Origin of the sequence: Salsipaludibacter albus, assembly GCF_019798055.1 — a bacterium.
Taxonomy (GTDB): domain Bacteria; phylum Actinomycetota; class Nitriliruptoria; order Nitriliruptorales; family Nitriliruptoraceae; genus Salsipaludibacter; species Salsipaludibacter albus.
The window spans coordinates 20620-42650 of record NZ_JAHOPH010000032.1 but is presented as its reverse complement, the minus strand read 5'-3'; the positions used below and the strand labels follow the sequence as shown (position 1 = coordinate 42650).

At 72.8% G+C, this 22031-nt stretch carries 19 protein-coding genes and 1 tRNA gene; 12 read left to right on the top strand and 8 right to left on the bottom strand.

Annotated features, from left to right (window positions below):
* The 4 genes from KR546_RS15695 to KR546_RS15680 all read left to right on the top strand — a co-directional run.
* On the top strand, positions 1 to 688 hold a 688-nt coding region (locus KR546_RS15695; protein ID WP_238445666.1), incomplete at its 5' end, for a M23 family metallopeptidase.
* A gap of 231 nt (positions 689 to 919) precedes the next feature.
* A complete protein-coding gene (locus KR546_RS15690; protein WP_238445665.1) occupies positions 920 to 2281 on the top strand; it encodes a murein hydrolase activator EnvC family protein in 1362 nt (453 codons plus the stop codon).
* Positions 2282 to 2317: 36 nt separating this feature from the next.
* The gene (locus KR546_RS15685) at positions 2318 to 3838 is read left to right on the top strand and encodes an aldehyde dehydrogenase family protein (RefSeq protein ID WP_238445664.1); all 1521 of its coding nucleotides are present in this window, start codon (positions 2318 to 2320) and stop codon (positions 3836 to 3838) included.
* A 22-nt stretch (positions 3839 to 3860) separates the two neighbouring features.
* On the top strand, positions 3861 to 4643 hold the full coding sequence (locus KR546_RS15680) for an adenosylcobinamide-GDP ribazoletransferase (RefSeq protein WP_238445663.1): 783 nt from the start codon (positions 3861 to 3863) through the stop codon (positions 4641 to 4643).
* An 18-nt stretch (positions 4644 to 4661) separates the two neighbouring features.
* Here the strand turns inward: KR546_RS15680 and KR546_RS15675 are convergent, their stop codons facing one another.
* The 4 genes from KR546_RS15675 to KR546_RS15660 all read right to left on the bottom strand — a co-directional run bounded on the left by KR546_RS15675 (position 4662) and on the right by KR546_RS15660 (position 8664).
* Positions 4662 to 5228, bottom strand: a complete 567-nt coding sequence (locus tag KR546_RS15675) for an antibiotic biosynthesis monooxygenase (protein WP_238445662.1) — start codon at positions 5226 to 5228, stop codon at positions 4662 to 4664.
* Positions 5229 to 5352: 124 nt separating this feature from the next.
* Complete coding sequence (locus KR546_RS15670) at positions 5353 to 7029, bottom strand: acyl-CoA dehydrogenase family protein (RefSeq protein ID WP_238445661.1); 1677 nt, start codon at positions 7027 to 7029, stop codon at positions 5353 to 5355.
* 80 nt (positions 7030 to 7109) lie between these two features.
* Positions 7110 to 8093 (bottom strand): ROK family protein, encoded by a 984-nt coding sequence (locus KR546_RS15665; protein WP_238445660.1) that lies wholly within the window; start codon positions 8091 to 8093, stop codon positions 7110 to 7112.
* Between the two features lie 115 nt (positions 8094 to 8208).
* Positions 8209 to 8664, bottom strand: a complete 456-nt coding sequence (locus tag KR546_RS15660) for a PaaI family thioesterase (RefSeq protein WP_238445659.1) — start codon at positions 8662 to 8664, stop codon at positions 8209 to 8211.
* A gap of 175 nt (positions 8665 to 8839) precedes the next feature.
* On the opposite strand from KR546_RS15660, the gene ilvD reads away from it, so the two are divergent.
* The 3 genes from ilvD to KR546_RS15645 all read left to right on the top strand — a co-directional run bounded on the left by ilvD (position 8840) and on the right by KR546_RS15645 (position 13215).
* A complete protein-coding gene (gene ilvD, locus KR546_RS15655; protein ID WP_238445658.1) occupies positions 8840 to 10522 on the top strand; it encodes a dihydroxy-acid dehydratase in 1683 nt (560 codons plus the stop codon).
* A 124-nt stretch (positions 10523 to 10646) separates the two neighbouring features.
* On the top strand, positions 10647 to 11132 hold the full coding sequence (locus KR546_RS15650) for a hypothetical protein (protein WP_238445657.1): 486 nt from the start codon (positions 10647 to 10649) through the stop codon (positions 11130 to 11132).
* Between the two features lie 598 nt (positions 11133 to 11730).
* Entirely contained in the window at positions 11731 to 13215 is a 1485-nt protein-coding gene (locus tag KR546_RS15645) for an HNH endonuclease signature motif containing protein (RefSeq protein ID WP_238445656.1), read from the top strand.
* A 222-nt stretch (positions 13216 to 13437) separates the two neighbouring features.
* Here the strand turns inward: KR546_RS15645 and KR546_RS15640 are convergent, their stop codons facing one another.
* Positions 13438 to 14868, bottom strand: a complete 1431-nt coding sequence (locus tag KR546_RS15640; RefSeq protein ID WP_238445655.1) for a M1 family metallopeptidase — start codon at positions 14866 to 14868, stop codon at positions 13438 to 13440.
* 111 nt (positions 14869 to 14979) lie between these two features.
* The gene (locus KR546_RS15635) at positions 14980 to 16440 is read right to left on the bottom strand and encodes an MFS transporter (protein ID WP_238445654.1); all 1461 of its coding nucleotides are present in this window, start codon (positions 16438 to 16440) and stop codon (positions 14980 to 14982) included.
* A gap of 119 nt (positions 16441 to 16559) precedes the next feature.
* Between KR546_RS15635 and KR546_RS15630 the strand changes: the two genes are divergently transcribed.
* Both KR546_RS15630 and KR546_RS15625 read left to right on the top strand, forming a co-directional pair.
* Positions 16560 to 17492, top strand: a complete 933-nt coding sequence (locus KR546_RS15630; protein ID WP_238445653.1) for a 5,10-methylenetetrahydrofolate reductase — start codon at positions 16560 to 16562, stop codon at positions 17490 to 17492.
* A 39-nt stretch (positions 17493 to 17531) separates the two neighbouring features.
* Positions 17532 to 17614, top strand: a tRNA-Leu gene (locus KR546_RS15625).
* Positions 17615 to 17632: 18 nt separating this feature from the next.
* Here KR546_RS15625 and rocD read toward each other — a convergent pair.
* The gene (gene rocD, locus KR546_RS15620) at positions 17633 to 18796 is read right to left on the bottom strand and encodes an ornithine--oxo-acid transaminase (RefSeq protein ID WP_238445652.1); all 1164 of its coding nucleotides are present in this window, start codon (positions 18794 to 18796) and stop codon (positions 17633 to 17635) included.
* Entirely contained in the window at positions 18793 to 19722 is a 930-nt protein-coding gene (ddaH, locus tag KR546_RS15615) for a dimethylargininase (RefSeq protein ID WP_238445651.1), read from the bottom strand. The genes rocD and ddaH overlap by 4 nt, the downstream gene beginning before the upstream one ends.
* Positions 19723 to 19838: 116 nt before the next feature.
* On the opposite strand from ddaH, the gene KR546_RS15610 reads away from it, so the two are divergent.
* From KR546_RS15610 to KR546_RS15600, 3 genes are read left to right on the top strand one after another with little or no spacing between them, the layout of a single operon-like run.
* Positions 19839 to 20279, top strand: a complete 441-nt coding sequence (locus tag KR546_RS15610) for an Lrp/AsnC family transcriptional regulator (RefSeq protein ID WP_238445650.1) — start codon at positions 19839 to 19841, stop codon at positions 20277 to 20279.
* Positions 20280 to 20331: 52 nt separating this feature from the next.
* Positions 20332 to 21189 (top strand): serine hydrolase domain-containing protein, encoded by an 858-nt coding sequence (locus KR546_RS15605; RefSeq protein WP_238445649.1) that lies wholly within the window; start codon positions 20332 to 20334, stop codon positions 21187 to 21189.
* On the top strand, positions 21189 to 22028 hold the full coding sequence (locus KR546_RS15600; protein WP_238445648.1) for an SDR family oxidoreductase: 840 nt from the start codon (positions 21189 to 21191) through the stop codon (positions 22026 to 22028). Before KR546_RS15605 ends, KR546_RS15600 begins: the two co-directional genes overlap by 1 nt.
* The last annotated feature ends 3 nt before the right edge of the window (positions 22029 to 22031 follow it).

Genomic DNA, 22031 nt, shown 5'->3' with positions numbered 1-22031 from the left:
GGCCGAGCGCGAGGCGGCGGAGGAAGCCGAGCGCGAGGCCGCGGAGCGGGAGGCCGCCGAGGAGGCTGAACGCGCGGCAGCCGAACAGGCCGCGGAATCCTCGGCGCCGGATCCCGAGCCGGAATCCGAGCCCGAGCCCGAACCGGAGCCCGAACCCGAACCAGAGCCCGAACCCGAACCGGAACCCGAGCCCGAACCGGCTCCCAAGCCGAAGCCCAAGCCGAAGCCTGCACCGGAACCCGAGCCCGAACCGGAGCCCGAGCCCCCGCCACCCCCGCCGCCGTCGTCGTCCGGCCGGGCCTGCCCGATGGACTCCATCCCGCGTCTGTGGAACGACTGGGGCTGGCCACGCGGTGGCGGGACCCGCTCCCACCAGGGCAACGACCTGTACGGCGACTACCGCGAGGACGTGTTCGCCATCGTGTCGGGTGTCTGGGACCGCAAGTCCTACGGCAACAGCGCCGGGGTCTGGGCCGTCCTGCACGGCGACGACGGCCACGACTACTGGTACCTGCACCTGGACGAGCACGCGGTGTCGGACGGTGCCCGCGTCCGGGTGGGACAGAAGGTGGCCTACAACGGGTGGACCGGCAACGCGGTCGGCACCGTCTACCACATCCACTTCGAGTACCACCCCAATGGCGGCGGACCGGTGGACCCCTACCCGATCCTGTCACCGATCTGCTGAGCGGGTCGCCGAAAACGTTTCCGGTGCACCTCGTGTGGGTTGACGACAGGTGAACGGTTCCCGTCCGGAGGTGGACGCGGCGACCGCGGGTGCGTCCATGTACGAACGGCCGGTGTTGGTGCGGGTGCAACCATCGTGCGCACCTACAGTCCCCGGGCGATGTCCTCCTCACCTTCTCCACGTCCCCCGACGCTGCCTGCCAACCCGACCGTGCGTCGGGTCGCGGCTGCGTTGTCCGCCCTCGCACTGGTCGTCGGCGTGCCCTCGCTGGCCGCCGCCCAGGACGAGGACGACCTGGCCGAGGCCAGGCAGGAACTCGCCGAGACCCGGACGGCGATCGACGCGACCAACGCCGACCTGTCGGACGTCCGTGCGCGCATCGACGAGATCGAGGACGACCTCGCGGTCGCCGAGCAGCGCCTCACGGCGATCACGGGCGAGATCGAGCACACCGAGGCCGACATCGAGGACCTGACGCTGGAGGCCCTGCAGTTGCAGGAGACCGTCGGCGCCGCCCGCGAGCGCATCCGCGAGAAGGCCCGCTCGCTGTACACCAACGGGCCCGAGGCCCCGGTCATGGAGCTGTTCGAGTCCACGACCGCCGAGGGCGCCATCGACCGGGCCGCGATGATGACGCGCCTGGCCGACGGGGACCGCTCGGTCGCCGAACAGGCCGAGGTCGACCGTGCCCGGCTGGACGTCGTGTCGGCCGAGCTCGAGGAGCGCAACGGCCTGCTGGCCGACCTGCGCGCCGAGGCCGACGACCGCAAGGCCGAGGTCGACGCCAACCTCGACGAGGCCGAGGAGCTGCGCACCGGTCTGCAGTCCCGCGCCGCGAACCTGTCCGACGACGAGTCCGCCCTGGGCGCCGAGATCCAGCGGATCAACGACGCCATCGCGGCCCGCAAGGCAGCCGAGGAGGCTGCCCGTCGCAAGGCAGCCGCCGAGGCCGCCGCACGCGAGGCCGCCGAGGAAGAGGCCGCCGCCCAGGCTGCCGCGGCCGCCGCGGCCGCCGAGGAGGAGCAGGACGAGGCCTCGAGCTCCAGCTCGTCCTCCTCCGACTCCAGCTCGTCGTCCTCCTCCGACTCGTCCAGTTCCAGCTCGTCGTCCTCGTCCAGCTCGGGCTCGTCCTCCGGCTCGTCCGGTGGTGGCGGCTCGTCCGGTGGTGGCGGTGGCGGTGGGTCGATCCCCAGCAGCGGCGGCCTGGCCTGCCCCCTGTCGGGTGTCCACCTCTACAACGACTGGGGCGCGCCCCGTGGTGGCGGCACGCGCTCCCACCAGGGCAACGACCTGGTCGGCTCCAAGGGCCAGTCGGTCTACGCGATCGTGTCCGGCACGTGGGAGCGCGAGTCCTACGGCGACAGCGCCGGCATCTGGGGCACCCTGCACGGCGACGACGGCAACGACTACCTCTACATGCACCTGGACAGCCACTCGGTCGGCAACGGGACCCACGTCTCGGCTGGCCAGCAGGTCGGGCGCAACGGCTGGACCGGCAACGCCGTCGGCACCGTCTACCACGTGCACTTCGAGTACCACCCCGGTGGTGGCGGTCCGGTGGACCCCTACCCCCTGCTGAGCCGCGCCTGCTGAGGTCGGCTCGATGCCACGGGGCCTAGGCTGGCGGCCATGACTGCCACTCCCCTGCCCCTGACCTCGCTCGAACCCGGCATGCCGATCGTCGTCGGCGGTGACCGCGTCGTGCACGTCGACGACGACCTCGCGGCCGCTTTCGGACCCGGCGACGCCCTGCTGGTGGTCGACGACACCGGCGACCTCCTCCACCTCCCCGCCACGCAGCGGTCCCTGGCAGCGGACGCGGTCGGTCGTGCCCGGCGTGCCTTCGCCGCCATGGGCGAGGTCGACGACGCCGCGATCACGACCTTCTACCACGCGTTCGCCGACCGCCTCGCCGACGACGAGGTGTTCGCACCCGTCGCGGCGGCCAACAGCGCCGACGTCGACCGGGCCAGGCAACGGGGTCGCTCGACGACTCGGCTCGTCCTGGACGACCGGATGCGCGCCGACATGGTCGCCGGGCTGCGCAGCTGGGCCGACGCACCGCCGGAGCGGGGACGACGCGTCGACCACGTCGACCATCCCGGCTGGTCGGCCGACGCGGTGCGAGACGGGCTCGGGGTCGTGGCGTTCGTCTTCGAGGGACGTCCGAACGTGTTCGCCGACGCCACGGGCGTGCTGCGCTCCGGCAACACCGTCGTGTTCCGGATCGGCTCGGACGCCCTGGGCACCGCCCGGGCCCTGGTCGGCGCCGCCCTCGATCCCGCCCTCGCGTCCTCCGGCCTGCCACCGGGTGCCGTCACCCTGCTCGACTCCCCGACCCACGCCGCCGGGTGGGCGATGTTCGCCGATCCCCGTCTCGGCCTGGCCGTGGCCCGGGGATCGGGGGCCGCAGTCGCCCAGCTCGGCGCGATCGCGCGGGCCGCCGGCAACCCGGTGTCCCTGCACGGGACCGGTGGCGCATGGATGGTCGCGACCGGGCGGGCCGAGCCCGAGCGGCTGGCCGCAGCCGTGGCCGCCTCGCTCGACCGCAAGGTCTGCAACACCCTCAACACGGTCGTGGTGACCGCCGACGCCGTCGCGACCGCACTGCCCGCCGTGCTGGCCGGTGTCGACGCCGCCGCCACGGCCCGCGCCGTCGCCCCCCGCCTGCACGTCCGCGTCGGCGACCTCGAGCACCTGGCGACGGTCGACCCGGACCGCCTGGAGACCCGGGTCGCGGTCAGCCGAGCCGACGGGATCCACGACGAGCCCGCCGTGACCGAGCTGGCCGAGGAGGAGCTCGGGACCGAGTGGGAGTGGGAGGACAACCCCGAGGTCACCGTTGCCGTGGTCGACGACCTCGACGCCGCCATCGAGTTGCACAACGCCCACGCGCCACGCTTCGTGGCCTCGCTGCTGTCGGCCGACCCCGAGGAGCAGGATCGCTTCTTCGCCCTGGTGGACGCACCCTTCGTCGGCAACGGCTTCACCCGCTGGGTCGACGGCCAGTACGCCTTGGACAAGCCCGAGCTGGGGCTGTCGAACTGGCAGTTCGGACGACTCTTCGGCCGGGCGGGGATCCTGTCGGGCGACTCCGTGCACACCGTGCGACTGCGGGTCGACCAGTCCGATCCGAACGTGCACCGATGAACTCGCCCGACCGCACGACGTCATGACCCGCCTGCTGGTGGTGGCCGGTCGCTTCCTCACCCGGCTCCCCCTCCCGGACATCGACCTCCGCGACGACGACCTCGCCCGCGCGACCGGCCTGTTCCCCGTGGTCGGCCTGGTCGTCGCCCTGCTCGCGGCGGCCGTCGCCCTGCTCGCCCGACCGCTGCTGGGCCCGCTGCCCGCCGCCGTGCTCGCCGTGGCGACCGGGGTGGTCGTCACGGGCGCCTTCCACGAGGACGGTCTCGCCGACGTCGCGGACGGCTGGTTCGGCGGCTGGGACGCCGCGGGGCGGCTCGAGATCATGCGCGACTCGCGGGTCGGCACGTTCGGTGCCAGTGCGCTGGTGCTGGTGCTGGGACTGCGGGTGGCGCTGCTGGCCGGCCTGCCCGCCACCGGCCCGACCCTGGTCGGCCGACCGGACCTGCCCACCGCGGTGCCACCCGTCCTAGCGGCGCTCGCGACCGGCCACGTGGTCGGGCGTGCCGGCATCCTGGTCGCCCTGTGGTCGGCCCCGGTCGCACCCGCCGGCTCGTTGTCGACCCTGGTGGCCGGACCGGGATCCGCGGTCACCACCGGGATCGGGCTCGCCACCGCGGTCGGCGTCGCCTGGATCGCCACCGGTGCCTGGGCACCGGTGCTGCTCGCGCTGGTCGCACTGGTGGCGATCGGCACGGCCCGGTGGTCCGTGCACAAGGTCGGGGGGCTCACCGGCGACGCCCTGGGAGCGACCGCCCTGCTGGGCCACGTCACCGCCATGGCCGTGGTGGTCGCGGTCGTCACCTGACCGGGCGACCGCCCGCGGTCAGTCCCGGGGATACAGCCAGCGTCGCACGAGCCCACTGATCCAGGGCACGGCCAGGAAGGTCATGTAGGCGGCGAAGATCACCGAGGTCACGACCGTGCGCGGGACGACCGGCAGGACGTCCAGCGCCGGCACGATCCACCAGGTCATCGCCAGCGACATCGGGATGACCGCGGCACACGCCACGACCGCCAGCTTCCACTTCGGCGGGCCGTCGGCGCCCCGACCGGGCAGGTCGAACCAGTCGTGCAGACCGCGGATGCGCCACACGCCGATGGTCTCCATCAGCTCGTCGCCGTCCTCCATGAGCGAGGCGCGCTGGTCGGACTCCTCCCAGGCGCGCTGGGCGTCCGCGTCGACGAAGCGGTAGACGACGTGGTACTCGTCCCCGCCCGGTGGCGGTCGCAGGATCCCGCCACCGAGGAAGCCGGGCCAGTCGGCCGCCGTGGCCAGCGCCCGCCGCGAGAACGCGACGAAGTCCTCCTCGCGCCCCGGGGCGATGCGGCGGGCCACGGTGACCGTGACCGGATCGGAGCGAGGCGGCCCGTCGGCCGGATCGGTGGCCACCTACGCGCCGGCCGCGTCAGCCGCGGCGTCGGCCACCAACTGGCGGGCGATGACGCGCGCCCTCCGGGCGCGTTGGAGTTCTTCGCTGCGCTCAGAACGTCCCACGCATTGGCGACCGGCCACGTCATGCATGGTCGGACACCAACTGGCGAGCGATGACTCTGAGGGCGAGGACCTCGTCGGCGCCCTCGAAGATGCTCAGGACGCGGGCGTCCACGAACAGGCGCGAGACGGTGTACTCCTCGGCGTAGCCGTAGCCGCCGTGCAGCTGCTGGGCCTCGCGGGTGACCCACTCGGCCGTGCGGCAGGCCAGCTGCTTGACCTGCGAGGCGGCGAGCTGACCGGTGCCGGCGGCGAGCATCCGGGCGACCGCCACCGCGAAGGCCCGGTTGCCCGCGATCAGGGCGGCCATGCGTGCGACCTTGACCCGGGTCAGCTCGTAGTCGGCCAGCGCACTGCCGAACACCCGACGCTGGTCGGCGTAGGCGACCGCCTCGTCCAGCGCGGACTGCATCACCCCCAGCGCCCGGGCAGCCGTCTGGAGCCGGGCGTTCGCGAAGGCCTGCATCTGGAGGTAGAACCCCCGGCCGATCCCGTCGTCCTCGCCGACCAGGTTGGCGTGGGGCACCCGCCAGGAGTCGATCGCCACCTCGAAGGAGTGCATGCCGCGGTAGCCCAGCGTCGGGATCGCCCGTGCCTCCATGCGGCCGCCGGAGCCTGGTCCGTCGGGTCCGTCCTGTTCCACCGACCACTCGTGGCCGGCGAAGCGTGGCTTGTCGACCACGAACAGCGACAGCCCACGATGGCCACGCGACCGGTCCGGGTCGGTCCTCGCCAGCACCAGCAGGTACTCGGCCCGCCCCGCGAACGTGCACCACGTCTTGACCCCGTCCAGCACCCAGTCGTCACCGTCTCGGGTCGCGGTCGTGGTCATCCCGGCCACGTCGGAGCCGACGTCGGGCTCGGTGACGGCGACGGCACACATCTTCTCGCCCGAGGCGATGGTCGGGAGCCAGCGCTCCTGCTGCTCGGTGGTCCCGCCCTTGAGGATCGCCGTGCCGATGATCTCGGGGCGCGTGATGAGGGAACCGGCCGCACCCAGCGAGCCCCGGGACAGCTCCTCGGTGACCACCACCATGTTGAGCAGCTCGTCCGGGCTGCCGTCGGCCATGCCACCGTGCTCGGTGGGGATCGACAGGGCGAAACAGCCCATCTCGGCCAGGCCGGTGACGACCTCGTCGGGGATGTCGGCGTCCTCGCGGTGGACCTGCTCGGCGATGGGCACGACCCGTTCCTCGGCGAAGCGTCGGAACGCCTGGCGCACCATCTCGAGGTCCTCGCCCAGGTGACGCGGCGCGGTCTGCCCGTCCAGGACGCGCTGGCCGACGCTGGCCAGCAGCGCCGGATCGCGCCCTGCGGCCAGTGCCGCGGCGACGTCAGGGTCACCCGGGCCGTCGTCCGGGCCGTCCGGCTCGTCGTCCAGCCCGAAGGCGGCCCGGCGGCCGGTCGTTCGGGCGACGAGGTCCGCCGCGACGTCGGCCGCGAACACCAGCGCGAGGTCCGCCTCGAGGAGGTCGTCGGTGGGTGCCGCGTCGTCGAACGCCACGGTGACCAGGGCACGGGCCGCCTCGACCCCCGAGGCGATCGTGGCGACGTCGTAGGCCACGGTGCCGTGCGCGTCGATGGCGTCCGTCGACGGCCGGCCGTCGTGGACCACGGCGTGGGCGAGGTGGTCGACCATGCGGTCGACCGTTGCCTCCAGGTGGTCGACCAGGAGCAGGGCGTCGTCGCGTACGGGCACGGTGGGGTCCTCGGATGGGCCGGACGGACCCCGAGTGTGGCCGATGCGACGCCGCCCGGCCAACTCCCCGCGGCGCGGTGTCAGGCCGGGGTGGACACCGGCCGTCCCTCGACGTGGTCGTGGACCACGGTCGCCGCCCCGACGGCTCCGCCGTAGGCACCCAGCTGGGCTGGCGCCATCGTCACGGTCGGCGGCTGGAGGAACAGGTGCGGACGCATCGCGGACTCGACCCGGTGGCGGTACCAGTCCCCCAGCTCGTCGCCCAGGCCGCCACCGACGACGACCAGGTCGACGTCCAGGAGGTTGACGACCGACGCGATGCCCGCGCCCAGCACCTGGACGGCCGTGGTCAACAGTTCGGTCACCAGCTCGTCGCCCTGCTCCAGCGCGATGCGGAAGGTGCCCGAGGTGGGCTCGCGCGTGCCCTGTTCCTCCGCGAGGTCGAACAGGGTCGTGGAGCGGCCCTGCTGCATCGCGTGGCGCGCCGTCCGGACCATGGCCTTGCGTCCGGTGTAGGCCTCGACGCAGCCTCGGCGTCCGCAGGGGCAGGTCGCGCCGTTGTGGACCACGACGGTGTGGCCGAACTCCCCGGCACCGCCGTGTCCCCCGAGGTAGGCACCACCGTTGAGGATCAGTCCGGCCCCGACACCGGTGCCCGCGAACACCACGAGCGCGTCGTCCTCGCCGCGGGCAGCGCCGAAGCGGTGCTCGGCGACGGCGGCGGCGGTGACGTCGTTGACCAGCCGGATCGGCGGTCCGAGGCGGTCACCCAGCATCTCCGCCAGCGAGAACCGCTCGGACCAGCCCGGGACGTTGGAGGCGCCACCGATCGTCCCACCCACCACCATCCCGGGGGTGGCGACGCCCACGCCGGACACGTCGGCCATGGTCAGGTCTGCGTCGTCGACGACCGAGCGCACGGCCGTCTCGAGCACGTCCACGACCTCCAGGCGATCCCCACTGCGCGGCGTCCGCATGCTCAGCTCGGCGAGTTGCTCACCGTCGGAGTCCAGGGCCACCGTCGTGACCCGGAGTCCGCCGAGGTCGACACCGATCCAGCTCATGACCGCTCCTGCACTGTTGGGGGCACTGTTGGAGGATGGATTCCAAATCCTAGTGCTCCCGCGGCCCGCTCCGGCCGGGAGCGCCCCGACGAACGGCCCACGTGCCGCCGGACGGTCAGCCGCCCAGGCCGGCGGGGTCGACCACCTGGAGGCGGACCTGGCCCTGCGCGACGAGCTTGCCGTCGTCTGCGCGGGTGATCGCCGCCCGCCACAGGTGCTGGGAGCGACCGAGGTGGATCGGGGTGGCGACCGCGTCGAGCCGCCCGACCCGGTGCGGTCGCACGAAGTCGGTGCTGTTGGACAGGCCGACCGCGCCGCGTCCGTCCGCCGCGGCGACGCCGGCGGCGCCGAACGAGCACAGTGTCTCGATGATCGCGGCGTGGACCCCGCCGTGGACCAGTCCGTACGGCTGGTGCAGGCGTTCGTCCACGTCGACGTACGCCTCCACGCGGCGCGGTGAGACGAGCGTGACCACCAGGCCCAGCACGTCGAGGAACGCGCTCGGTGGACTGGGCGGCACGAGCACCTCGGGATCGACGTCGACGAACTCCGTGTCGTGCAGGTCCACCATCGCAGTGCCTCCGAACGGGCGGGGACGACGTCCGGGGACGCTACCGGCCCGTGGCGTCGAGCCATGTCACGCCCGTCGGCCCTCCCCGGACCCGCCGGCGCGAGGCTCGCCCGTCAGGGCGGCCGGGACTACCGTGCGACGGCACTGCCCGTCCGCCCACGGAAAGCCCGCCGCCATGGCCGATCCCCGTCACCGCAGTCGCGAGGTCACCGAGGGCTACGAGCGCGCCCCGGCCCGGGCGATGCTGCGTGCCATCGGGATGACCGACGAGGACTTCACCAAGCCCCAGGTCGGGGTCGTGTCGTCGTGGAACGAGGTCACGCCCTGCAACCTGTCGCTGGCCCGCCTCGCCACGCTCGCCAAGGAGGGTGTGGCGGCCGCGAACGGCTACCCGATCGAGTTCACGACCGTGTCGGTGTCCGACGCGATCTCGATGGGCCACGAGGGCATGCGCGCCTCGCTGGTGTCGCGCGAGGTGATCGCCGACTCGGTCGAGACGGTCATGCACGCCGAGCGCTTCGACGGCATGGTCACCCTGGCCGGGTGCGACAAGTCCCTGCCGGGCATGGCGATGGCGGCGGTCCGGCTCGACGTGCCCAGCGTCTTCCTGTACGGCGGGTCCATCCTCCCGGGCCACCACGACGGACACGACATCACGGTCCAGGCGGTCTTCGAGGCCGTGGGCGCCCGTGGGCGGGGCGCGATCGACGACGAGGAACTGCTCGCGATCGAGCGTGCCGCGTGCCCCGGCGAGGGCTCCTGTGGCGGCATGTTCACGGCCAACACGATGTCGTCGGCGCTCGAGGCGATGGGCCTGTCCCTGCCCGGCTCGGCCTCCCCGTCCGCGGTCGGTCCACGACGCGAGGAGTTCGCCGTCGCGTCGGGCAGGGCCGCCGTGGCGCTGCTCGAACAGGGCATCACCGCACGTGACATCGTGACCCGGGAGGCGCTCGAGAACGCCGTGGCGGTGACGATGGCGCTGGGTGGCTCGACCAACGCGGTCCTCCACCTGCTGGCGATCGCCCGCGAGGCCGACGTCGACTTCACGATCGACGACTTCAACCCGGTCGGGGCCCGGGTGCCCCACATCGCGGACATGACCCCCGGCGGGGCCTACGTCATGAACGACCTCGACGCGCTCGGCGGCGTGCCGGTCGTGATGCGCGAACTGCTCGACGCCGGGCTCCTGCACGGCGACGCGCTGACCGTGACCGGGCGGACGGTCGCCGAGAACCTGGCCGGGATGGACGTGCCGGGCCCCGACGGCGACGTCGTGCACCCGCTCGACGACCCGATCCACCCCGAGGGTGGACTGGTCATCCTCAAGGGCTCCCTGGCCCCGGGCGGCGCCGTGGTCAAGGTCGCCGGCATCCCCGTCGACGCCCACGAGTTCACCGGGACGGCCCGGGTCTTCGACGGTGAGCAGGGTGCGCTGGAGGCTGTCCTGACCGGGAAGGTCGAGCCCGGTGACGTCGTGGTGATCCGCTGGGAGGGTCCGATCGGCGGGCCCGGGATGCGCGAGATGCTGGCGACCACGGCGGCGATCAAGGGTGCCGGGATGGGCGACTCGGTGGCGCTGCTCACCGACGGCCGGTTCTCCGGCGCCACCCACGGGTTCTCGATCGGCCACGTCGCCCCCGAGGCCGCCGACGGTGGCCCGATCGGGCTGGTGCGGGACGGCGACGAGATCCGCATCTCGGTGCCCGAGCAGGTCCTGGACCTGCACGTCGACGCCGACGAGCTGGAGCGGCGCCGCGCCGACTTCGTCCCGATCGAGCCGCGCTACACCCGCGGCGTGCTCGCCAAGTACGCCCGCACGGTCTCGTCGGCCTCGGTCGGCGCCACCACGAGCGTGTGACGTCGTGGCCCGGATCGACGCCGGGTTCGTGGGCTCTCGTGCTGCGGGGCGGTGGACGGGTGGCCCGTGACGCGACGGCGAGTGGGGCCGTACCGTCGCGGCCGTCGTCGTCGAGGACCCTGGTGTGCAGTTCGAGGATCTCCGCAAGCTCTGCATCGCGGCAGCCATGGAGTTGGCCGGCCGCGAGGAGCGCCCGATCCCCCCGACCATGCTGGTTCCGGGTGGTGAGCGGACCCAGTTGCTGACGCTGGCCGGGTTCCCCGAGGAGGACGAGGCGCGGCACGCCTACCTCGCCACCTTCGCCAAGGAGCAGCTGGAGGCCAACCGCGTGCCGGCCTGGGGGTTCCTCGCCGAGGGGGAGGTCGGGGACGCCGACGCGATCGTGGCGGTCTACGGGGCGCGCAAGAAGCACCCGCGCATCACGGCAGCGCCGCTGGCGGACGACGGGGTCGGGGACTTCGTGGAGGCCGAGGAGCTCGACCCGACGGCCATGCCGTTCCTCCACCCGCTCCAGCACGTCGTGGATGCCCTGCCGGCCGAGCCTGCCGACCGCCCGGAGGGTCCCGGGCCGATCACCCCCGACACGGGCCTGCCACTCTTCGGCGACTGAGTCGGGCGGGGCCGCGTTGTCGGCGTGCCGGTGGGTTCGCCTGGGCATTGGTCCGGTGGTCGGGCCGCACCGTCGGCCCGGGTGGGCTGTGGGCCGGTGGTCGGGCCGCACCGTCGGCCCGGGTGGGCTGTGGGCCGGTGGTCGGGCCGCACCGTCAGCCCGGGTGGGCTGGGGGCCGGTGCTCGGGTGGCACCGTGCGGTCGCGTGGGCTTCGGGCAGCGGGCGTCAGGCCGGTAATTGGGCCGCACCGTCGGCCCCGGGTGGGCTTCTGGCAGCGGGCGTCAGGCCGGTGGTCGGGCCGCACCGTCGGCCCGGGGCTCCGCTTGGTGCTCGCGCGCCCGCCGGCAGCGAGGGTCTTCGCCATGGGCCATGTTCGGGCGCACTGCGCTCCGCTTGAGTCGCTCCGGTCCGTCGGCACGGTCCCTCCCTCCGGCAGGAGGCCCAGGGCGCGAGGGCCGGTGCAGGGCTGGATCCTCGGCCCACGGTTTCGCCGGTCCGGGCGATCCGCGGACCCGGCCCTTGGGACGATCTCCCGGTTCTCCACAAGGGGCCGGATTCGATGGTCGGGATGTCGCAGCAGGGGGTTACGGTGCATCACATGGACTCGAACGACGCCCCGACTCCCGACCCCCGACCCGCCGGTCGGGCACGCACCGTCGCCCCGGTGGCCGAGGGGGTGGCGCCGGCGCCGTCGGCAGCCAGGGAGGTCGACTGGTCCGGGAGCCGCCAGGCCGCCAAGGTGGGCAGGTTGGTGGAGGCGGCGGGGCGGTTCGACCGGCTCGCGGCCGACCTGGTCGAGACGTTGATCCGCGCGATCGAGGACGACGCGTGCGAGACCACGCTCGGCGTGCCGGTCGAGGTCGTGTTGGCGCAGACGTGTCGGCAGGTCGGGTTCGAACGCAACACGCTGCTGCGGGTCGCGACCACGCTCGCCGCCATGCCCGCCGTCCGGTCCGCGTTCGTGCAGGGCCAGGTGTCGTGGAGCCAGGTTCGAGGGATCGTCACCGCGGCCCGGACCGTGGACGTCGCGGGGCGTGACCGCATCGACGCACTCGTCGCCGAACGGGCCGTGTCGCATGCCGACGTGGAGGCTGACCACCTGGTGTGGGAGGTTGACTGGCTCGCCGACCAGCTCGTCGGGCAACGCACGAAGGAGCGTGACCGCACGCCGGTCGCAGCGAACCGCACACGGATCATGCCTCGTGTGGACGGGTCCGGATCGTTCAACGGCGACTGGGACCCGACCCACTTCACCCCTTGGGTCGAGGCCATCGACCACATGGCAGCCACCCTCGCCGCCGATGCTGACGAAGATGCCGACGAAGGCGCGCTGGACGTTGTGACGGCATCGGACGACTCCGACGCCCCCGAGGGCTACGACGGCTCGTCGGTGCACGACGACCGTGCTCTCACCGAGGCGCACCGGCATGCCGCTGCGCTCGACGCGGCACGGAGCCGTCGGCGGGCCGATGCGTTGTTCGCGCTGGTGACCGGCAGGCGGGCCGGCACCCTGGAACCGCTCCACGTCGACGACGACACGTCCGGGCGGGGGCGGCGGGTGCCGTCGGTGACGCTGACGTGCCATGTCGACAGCCTCATCGACGGGACCACGCCGGCGTGGGTGCTGACGAAGCTGGCCGGACGGATGAAGGTCACCTCCGACGTCGCACGCCGCTGGGTGGCCGACGGCGCCGCGACCCGGCTCGTCGCAGTCGACGACGTCGGCCAGGTGGTCGGGGTCGGACACCGCACGAAGGTGCCGCCCGGGTGGCTGCGCGACGCCGTGATCGCGCGCGACCTCCACGACACTGCTCCTGCGTCGACCACTGCGGCGCGGTTGTGCGACGTCGACCACGTCGTCCCGTGGCCGGAAGGTCCGACCGACGTCGGCAACCTCGGACTGGTGTCGCGACGGGCCCACACCCGCAAGACCCGCAAGCAGTGGCGGCTCGACCGCCACCCCGACGGGTCCCGCACCTGGACCGTCCCCGCGTCCGGATACCAGGTCCACCAGCCTGCACCCTTCCACCTCCCACCTCCATCACGCACGGGCAAGGACCCGCCCGCTACCCGGGCCCCCTGATCCCGCCGACACCTGGCCCCGGTGCCGTCACCTCCCCCGGTGATCGTGGCCGCCGCCTCGACCGACCCTGATCCGACCACGTTCCCCCTGGCCTCGCCCGCGCCTGCCCCATGGCATGCGCGGATCGAGGCATGCCAGCCACAGCCACGTCGAGTGTGCGGATCCCGGACGCATGTGGCCGCGATCAGCACTCTCGACGTGCCCGGTCTGGTCGCAGATCGCCTACCAGGTGGTGGGACGGCTCGGGGTGTCGAGCCACACGTCGAAGAGCTGGTCGAGGTCCTGGCCGGAGACCTCCTCGGCCAGGGCGCGGAAGTCGTTGGTGGAGGCGGTCCCGCCGCCGTACCGCACGACCCACTCCTTGGCGAGGGCGAAGAAGTCCTCGTCGCCGATCTCCGTCCGCAACGCGTGCAGCGTGGCCGCCCCGCGCGTGTACACCGGGCTCGAGAACAGTCCGAACGGCCCCGGGTCCGACACTACGATCGTCCAGTACGACGAGGCCTCGGAGATGTTCAGGACGTTGTCGAAGGACTGCTGGGCGGTGGTCCCGCCGTTGGCCTCGGCCCACATCCACGACGAGTACGTCGCCCAGCCCTCGTTCAGCCAGATGTCGGACCACTGGGCGGGACTGACGTGGTTGCCCATCCACTGGTGGGCGAGTTCGTGGGCGACCGTGGACTCGTTGGCGTTGCGCGAGAAGAACGAGCGGGTCTGGGTCTCCAGGGCGTAGCCGACCGAGTCGTCGTCCACGATGGCGCCGTAGGACACGAACGGGTAGTCGCCGTACAGCCCCTCGAAGAAGGTCAGCATCGCCCCCGTCTTGGCCAGGTTCGCCGACGACGACGCGGGTCGCGACGGGTCGACGGCGTCGATGATCGGCGTGCCGTTCTCGGCCGTGTAGCTGTCGAGCACGAAGTCCCCGACCGTCGCCGTGGCCAGGTAGGCCGCCATCGGGTCCGGGGCGTCCCAGGTCCAGGTGGTCCAGCCGTCCACGGTGGACTCGCCGACCAGCAGCCCGTTGGCCACGGCCACCAGGCCCTCGGGAACGGTGATCTCGAACTCGTAGGTCGCCTTGTCCAGCGGGTGGTCGTTGACCGGGAACCACGTCGCGGAGCCGTCGGGCTCGCTGACCACCATGGCCCCGTCCCGCGTCGTGACCCACCCGTACAGCGCGTTCTCGATGTCACGAGGTCGGATCGTCGTGCCGCCGTACTCCACGACGACCGTGACGTTGCGACCTGCCTGCAGCTTCGGGCGGGGCGTGACGACCAGCTCGTTGTCGGTCTGCGTGAACGCCATCGGCTTGCCGTCGACCACCACCGACTCGGCGACCAGCCCCCGCAGGTCGAGGTTGAACTGGTCGAGGTCAGCCGTGGAGGCCAGCTCGATGGTGGCCGTGGCGTCCATCGTCCCCTCGAGCGGCGCGGGGTCGGGCTCCGGCGGCGTGTAGTGGATGTCGAGGTCGTAGTGGACGACGTCGATCCCACCGTTCCCGGCCAGGGGGAAGTAGGGATCGCCGATCCCGTCCGCCCCGGCGGAGAAGTTGGGCTCACCCGGTCGGTCCGGTGCCGCACCGGCCGCGGTCGCCGTCGCCACCAGGGCGGCAGCCGCCACCCCTGCGCCGATGGAGCGGAACACACCTCGTGTCGTCATGCCAGGCTCCCAGTCGTGCCCCGGGTCCGTTCCCGCAGCGCACCGACAGTAGTCGTGGCGTCTCGGTTCGGTACGCCGGCAGCGCGCCTGCCGCACCCCACCCGGCTGCACTCAGTCGTCGCGCCCGAGGTCGATCGTGTCGTCGTCCAACAGGGTGAACGCGATGACGGCACCCACCGCGGCCAGACCGGCGGTCAGGCGCAGGGCCAGGGCGTAGCCCACCCGGAAGGTCGCCGGATCGGCGAAGTCGTCGCCGGACAGCCCGACGGCCAGGGGCAGGACCGCCACCACCAGGAGCTGGGCGGTCCGTGCCACGGCGTTGTTGAGCCCCGAGGCCAGCCCCGCGTGGTCGTCGTCCACGACCGCCAGGGCCGACGCGGTCACCGGGGCCACCAGGAACATCAACCCGACGCCGAACACGGCCACCCCGGGCAGGACCCCGACGAGGTAGGAGTCCCCGGGTGACAGGAACGACAACAGCAGCATCCCGACCGCCATCAGGACGCTGCCGGCGACCAGCGGGCGTCGCGGACCGGACCGACGGGCCACCTCACCCATCCGCGGCGACCCGACCACCATCAGCACGATCATGGGCAGGGAGGCCGCCCCGGCCGCGGCCGCGGAGTAGCCGAGCGCGTTCTGGAGGTACAGGGTGAGCAGGAACGACATCCCACCCAGGGCGCCGTAGACGACGAACGTCAGCCCGTTGACGACAACCAGGGGCCGGTTCGCCCCGAGCTCCGGCGGCAGGAGCGGGTCCTGCACCCGCCGCTCGGTCGCCACGAACGCCACGACCGCCACGATCGCGACCCCGATGGCCGCGAGGACCTCGGGGGGGAAGCCACCGCGGTCGCCGGCCGTCGTCAGCCCCCACGACAGGGCGGCCAGCGCGACCCCGGCGAGCACCGCCCCCGCCACGTCCACGCGACCCGCCGCCGCACGATCGCGCGACTCCGGCACCGCCCGCACGGCCAGGACGAAGGCCCCGATCCCGAGCACCACCAGCAGCACGAAGACGCTCCGCCAGCCGAACTGGTCGGTCAGCCACCCGCCGGCCACCGGTCCCCCGGCCGTCGTGGCCCCCGACAGTGCCGTCCACAGGCCGATCGCTCGTGCCCGGTCGTGGCGACGGAAACTCGCCTGGATGATCGACAACGAGCCGGGGGTCAGGAGCGCCCCACCGACGCCCTGCAGGGCGCGCGCCGCGATCAGCACCTCGATCGTCGGGGCGAACGCGGCCAGTCCCGCCGTCACGACGAACGCTCCCAGGCCCCACAGGTACATCCGCCGGCGCCCGAACCGGTCCCCCAGCCGGCCGCCGAACAGCAGCAGGGCCGACAGGGTCACCATGTAGGAGTTCGCCACCCACTGCTGGTCGGCGACGTCGGCGCCGAGGTCGGTGGCGATCGCCGGCAGCGCGACCGTGATCACGGTCGAGTCGAGGAAGACCGCGGCCGACCCCAGCACGACGGCGGCCAGCGCCAGCCGGCCGGCCCGCTCCTCCAGGGACAGTGACGCCGGCCCGGACACCCGGGCAACGGCGGCGGGATCGTGCGCAGCGGGGTCGGCCACCTCGTCCTCCCAGGGATCATGACGTGCACCGGCCAACGCGCCGACGGTCCGGTGCAATCCCCACCCGCCGGGCTCGCATAGCCTCGCCCCTCCTGCCCCGCCCCCGACGGAACCCGACGATGCCTGCGCCGACGATGCTCGACAGACTCGCCACCGGACAGCCCGGCGTGCTGACCTACGGCGTGACCCCACCCAAGCAGTCGTGGGGAGCAGACCGGATCGTGGACGTCGCCGGGCGCCAGGCCGAGCGGATCGCGGACATGCCGGTCGACGGTGTCGTCGTGTACGACCTGCAGGACGAGTCGGTCCGCACGTCGGTGGAGCGACCGTTCCCGTGGGAGGAACCGCTCGACCCGGTGGACTACGCCTACGACCTGCTCGCCGACGTCGACCGACCCAAGATCGTGTACCGGTGTGTCGGGAGACTGCCCGAGCAGGACCTGGCGGACAGCCTCGAGCGGATCGCTGCCCGGGGCGGGGCGACCGTGCTCGTCGGCGCCGCGTCACGTCACCAGGACACCACGATGCGGCTGTCGGACGCGTACGCGTTGCGACGTCGTGGCCACACCGACCTCCTGACCGGTGGGGTCCTGATCGGCGAACGCCATCGCAACGGGCACGGCGAGCACGAGCGCGTGCTGGGCAAGGTGGATGCCGGCTGCTCCTTCTTCGTCAGCCAGGCCGTCTACGCCGCGAGCGACACCAAGGACGTGCTCAGCGACCTCCACCTGGCCTGCCTCGACCAGGGCCGCCCCGTGCCCCCCGTGCTCGTCACCCTGTCGCCCTGTGGCTCGGAGCGCACGCTGGGCTTCCTGCGCTGGCTGGGCGTGGACGTGCCCCGGTGGATCGCGAACGACCTGCTGCGTGCCGAGGACACCCTGGCCGCCTCGCTGGACGCCTGCGAGCGCACCTTCCGCGACCTGTGGGCCTTCGCCCGCAGGCGCGACATCCCGCTCGGCGCCAACGTCGAGAGCGTGTCGATCGCCCGGGCCGAGATCGACGCCTCGGTCGAACTCGTCCACCGCATCCGCGCCGTCATGGACGCCGGCTGACCGGCTTTGGGCCGCCAGCCCTATCCTGACGCACACCTCGCGAGCGTGGCGGAACCGGTAGACGCGCTGGGTTTAGGTCTCAGTGGCCCTTGGCCGTGGGAGTTCGAGTCTCCCCGCTCGCACCGTCGCGACGCCGTCGATCAGCCGGCGAGGACGTCGCCGAGGGTGGCCACCAGCAGCTCGATCTCGTCCTCGGTGACCACCAGCGGTGGCGCCAGCCGGATGGTCGAGCCGTGCGTGTCCTTGGCCAGCACGCCGGCGTGCATCAACTCGACACACACGTCCTTGCCCGTGCGGCCCCCGGCGACGTCGATCCCGGCCCACAGCCCCCGGACCCGCACCGCGTCGAGGCCGTCGAGGTCCGCCAGTCCGTCGGCCAGCAGCTTGCCCAGCGCCCGGGCGCGGGCCTGGAACTCGCCCGTGGACAGCAGGTCCACCACGGCCGTCCCCACCGCGCAGGCCAGGGGGTTGCCCCCGAAGGTCGACCCGTGCGAGCCCGGGGTGAACACATCCATCACGTCGCGGTTCGCCACGATCGCGCTGACCGGCACGACCCCACCACCCAGCGCCTTGCCCAGGACGTAGACGTCCGGCTCGACCGCCTCGTGGTCACAGGCGAAGGTGTGGCCGGTGCGACCCAGTCCCGACTGGATCTCGTCGGCGACGAACAGGACGTCGTGGTCGTCGCACAACTGTCGGACCCCGGTCAGCCATCCGTCGGGCGGCAGGACCACGCCCGCCTCGCCCTGGATCGGTTCGAACAGCACCGCGACCGTCGTGTCGTCGATCGCCGCCTCGAGGGCGTCGAGGTCGCCGTGGGGCACCGACACGAAGCCCGGGGTGAACGGCCCGAAGTCGGCGCGCGCGTCCTCGTCGGACGAGAACCCCACGATGGTCGTCGTCCGGCCGTGGAAGTTGCCGTCGGCCACGATGATGGTCGCCTGGTCGGCCGGCACGCCCTTGACCCGGTAGCCCCACCTCCGCGCGGCCTTGATCGCGGTCTCGACCGCCTCCGCCCCCGTGTTCATCGGCAGGATCGCGTCCTTGCCGGCCAGGGCGGCGAGCCGCTCCGCGAACACGTCGAACCGATCGTGGCGGAAGGCCCTGCTGGTCAGGGTGACCCGGTCCAGCTGGGCGTGGGCCGCCGCGAGCAGGTCGGGATGGCGGTGGCCGAAGTTCAACGCCGAGTACCCGGCGAGGGCATCGAGGTAGCGCCGTCCCTCGACGTCGGTGACCCACGCCCCGCGGGCATCGGCGATGGTCACCGGCAGCGGCGAGTAGTTGTGGGCGGCGTGGTCGGTCATGCGGGCCCTCCCGGTCGCGTCGTGTCCGTGGTGGTCGTCGGCTCGGCGCTGGACGGCAGGATGCCGGGGCGGAGCTCCATGGTCATGCACTTGACCCCGCCGCCTGCCTTGGTGAACTCGTCGACCTCGACGGGCACGGGCACGAACCCGGCATCGGCCAGGTCGTCGGCCAGCGTCTCCGCCCGGTGGTCGAGCACGACGTGGCGCCCGTCACCGACGACGTTGCACCCCAGGACGGCGGCGTCCGCACCCGTCACCTCCAGCGCCTCGGGGAATCGCCCGGCGAGCAGTGCCTGCGACGTCACCGAGAAGGCGGGCGGGTACCACGCGATCGTGGCGTCGTCGAGCACGGCCAGGGCCACGTCGAGGTGGTAGTAGCTCGGATCGACGAGTTCGAGGGTCACGACCTCCCGGCCGAACATGGCCTCGACCTCGTCGTGGGTCGCGCGGTCCGTGCGGAACCCGGTCCCCGCCAACACGAGGTCCCCGACGACCAGCAGGTCGCCCTCGGCCTCGCTGGTCGCGAACGACTGCCGGGCAGTCGGATCGAGGTTGGCCCGCAGCCACGCCAGGTGGTGGTCGGCCTCGGCCCGTCGCTCGGGATGGGCGAAGCGGGCCACGTGGGCCCGGCCGTCGACCACCAGCGCCCCGTTGGCCGTGAAGACCATGTCGGGCAGGCCCGGCACGGCCGGCAGCAGGTCGACCCGGTGGCCGAGCCCCCGATGGGTGTCGACCAGGTCGTGCCACTGGCGCATCGCCCGGGCGCGGTCGACCGGGACACCGGGGTCCATCCACGGGTTGATCGCGTAGGCCACCTCGAAGTGCTCGGGGGGACACATCAGGTAGGAGCGGGCACGCGCCCGGCGGGGTGCGACATCGGCGCAGGCGGCATCGACGGACGGACGCGCGCGGACGACGACGGACATGCACACTCCCCCCGGTCGCCCCCGGGTCGGAGGCGACGTTGACATGTCCCACGATAGATCGCCAGCCATACGCAACGAGCCACTATCCTTTGCACATCTGCGGAGGAACGTTGCGCATGGACGACATCGACGAACAGATCGTTTCGTATCTGAGCAATCATGGCCGTGCGAGCTTCCGCGAGGTCGGCAGCCATGTCGGCCTGTCGGCCCCGGCAACGAAGCGCCGCGTCGACCGGCTGCTCGACGACGGGGTGATCGAGGGCTTCGCGGCCCTGGTCGACCCCGCCTCCATCGGCTGGAACACCGACGTGTTCGTCTCGATCTTCGCCCGGGGCAACATCCCGCCGGACCGGATCCGCACCGCCGTTGCCAAGGTCCCCGAGGTCATCGCCGCCTACACGGTCACGGGTGACGCGGACGCGTTGCTGCACGTCCGGGTCCGCGACACGCGCCACCTCGAACAGACCCTCGAGCGCATCCGCCAGGAGGAGTTCGTCGCCCAGACCCGGTCCCTGGTCGTGCTGTCCCGGCTCGTCGAGCGTGGCACCCCGGTCTGACCCGCGCGGCCCGGGCCTACCCTCGATGCTCCGCCCACCCGAGGATCCTGACGTGGATGATCCCGAGCGCGCCCCCACACGGGAGGCGCTGGTCGCCGACGTCCTCGCCGAGGTCGACGCCTGGCCGGTGGACACGGTGGCGGCCGGGGTGACCGACGCCACCACGACCCTGGCGACGGTCGGCCCCGGCGACCACGCGTTCCCCCTGGCGAGCGTGACCAAGCCGTTGTCGGCCCTCGGTGTGCTGTTGGCCGTGCAGTACGGCGACCTCCACCTCGACGAACCGGCCGGCCCCGAGGGGGCCACGGTCCGCCACCTGCTCGCGCACGCCAGCGGCCTGCCCATGACGTCGACCGGTCGAACCGTGGCCGTCGGCACCCGCCGCGTGTACTCCAACGTCGGCTTCGACCTGCTGGGCGAACTCGTCGCGGAACGGGTCGGCACGGCGTTCGCGGAGCACCTCGAGCACGAGGTGTTCGCGCCCCTGGGGATGGACGGCTCGCGACTGGACGGCTCCCCCGCCCACGCAGCCACCTCGACGGTCGACGACCTCCTGGCCCTCGGCCGCGAACTGCTCGCACCCGAGCTGCTCGACGACGGGCTGGCCCGCGACCTGGCGACCGTGCAGTTCGACGGCCTCGACGGAGTCGTGCCGGGATACGGCCGGCAGGTGCCCTGCCCGTGGGGGCTCGGCGTGGAAATCCGCGGCACGAAGTCCCCGCACTGGACCGGTCCGGAGCAGTCTCCCGACGTGTTCGGACACTTCGGCCAGTCCGGCACGTACCTGTGGGTGGACCGAGCCCTGGACGCCGCCGCCGTCGTGCTCACCGACCGCGACTTCGGCCCGTGGGCGGTCGACGCCTGGGCACCGTGCAACCAACGTCTCGCCGACGTACTGGAGCAACGCTGATGGACATCCTCTGGGCCGGCTGGGGCGACCTCGGCCGCGCGGCCCTGCCCGCCCTGGTGGCCGAGGGGCACCGGGTCCACGGGCTCCGGCGCGAGTCCGTCGACCATCCACCCGACGGCCTCGTCCCGCTGCGCGGCGACCTGCACGCCCCTGGGGACCTCGACCCCCTCCCCGACGTCGAGGCCTGCGTCGTGACGCTCACGCCCGACACGCGCGACCTGGCGGGCTACGAGCACACCTACGTGCACGCCATGGCCAACCTTCATGCTCTACTTCAGGGTGAGGATCTGGCAGCTCAGCCTCGACTCGAACGCCTGGTTTTCGTCTCCTCCACGGCCGTCTACGGGCAACAGGGTGGCGAACGGGTCGACGAGACGTCATCGACCTCTCCTTCACGGTTCAACGGGACGGTCATGGTGCGCGCTGAGCGGCTGGTGGCGAGCGCTCGGTGGCCCACGACCATCGCGCGGCTGGCCGGGATCTACGGACCCGGCCGCGATCGGCTCCTGCGCAAGGTCCGGGAGCAGAAACCGAGCACCGATCGGTGGACCAACCGGATCCATCGCGACGACGCAGCCGCCGCGATCGTGCACCTGCTCGGGATGGACACGCCCCCGCCCGTCGTCGACGTCGCGGACACCGAGCCGGCGACCAACCGCACGGTGTTGGGCTGGCTGGCCGACCGGATGGGCCTGCCGACCCCGCCGATCGAGGGCGAAGGCGAGCCCGGTGGCAAGCGCGTCTCCGCGGACCTCCTCGCGGCCACCGGCTTCCGCCATGCGTTCCCGACGTTCCGGGACGGGTACGCCGCGATGCTGGACGATCGACCGGAGGCCTGACCC

Bases quoted from the DNA above. Each gene is read 5' to 3' on its own strand.
- KR546_RS15680 (WP_238445663.1), top strand. From the start codon at position 3,861: ATGACCCGCCTGCTGGTGGTGGCCGGTCGCTTCCTCACCCGGCTCCCC.
- KR546_RS15630 (WP_238445653.1), top strand. From the start codon at position 16,560: ATGCCTGCGCCGACGATGCTCGACAGACTCGCCACCGGACAGCCCGGC.
- ddaH (WP_238445651.1), bottom strand. From the start codon at position 19,722: ATGTCCGTCGTCGTCCGCGCGCGTCCGTCCGTCGATGCCGCCTGCGCC.
- ilvD (WP_238445658.1), top strand. From the start codon at position 8,840: ATGGCCGATCCCCGTCACCGCAGTCGCGAGGTCACCGAGGGCTACGAG.
- KR546_RS15600 (WP_238445648.1), top strand. From the start codon at position 21,189: ATGGACATCCTCTGGGCCGGCTGGGGCGACCTCGGCCGCGCGGCCCTG.
- KR546_RS15685 (WP_238445664.1), top strand. From the start codon at position 2,318: ATGACTGCCACTCCCCTGCCCCTGACCTCGCTCGAACCCGGCATGCCG.
- KR546_RS15660 (WP_238445659.1), bottom strand. From the start codon at position 8,664: ATGGTGGACCTGCACGACACGGAGTTCGTCGACGTCGATCCCGAGGTG.
- KR546_RS15665 (WP_238445660.1), bottom strand. From the start codon at position 8,093: ATGAGCTGGATCGGTGTCGACCTCGGCGGACTCCGGGTCACGACGGTG.
- KR546_RS15640 (WP_238445655.1), bottom strand. From the start codon at position 14,868: ATGACGACACGAGGTGTGTTCCGCTCCATCGGCGCAGGGGTGGCGGCT.
- KR546_RS15645 (WP_238445656.1), top strand. From the start codon at position 11,731: ATGGACTCGAACGACGCCCCGACTCCCGACCCCCGACCCGCCGGTCGG.
- rocD (WP_238445652.1), bottom strand. From the start codon at position 18,796: ATGACCGACCACGCCGCCCACAACTACTCGCCGCTGCCGGTGACCATC.
- KR546_RS15610 (WP_238445650.1), top strand. From the start codon at position 19,839: ATGGACGACATCGACGAACAGATCGTTTCGTATCTGAGCAATCATGGC.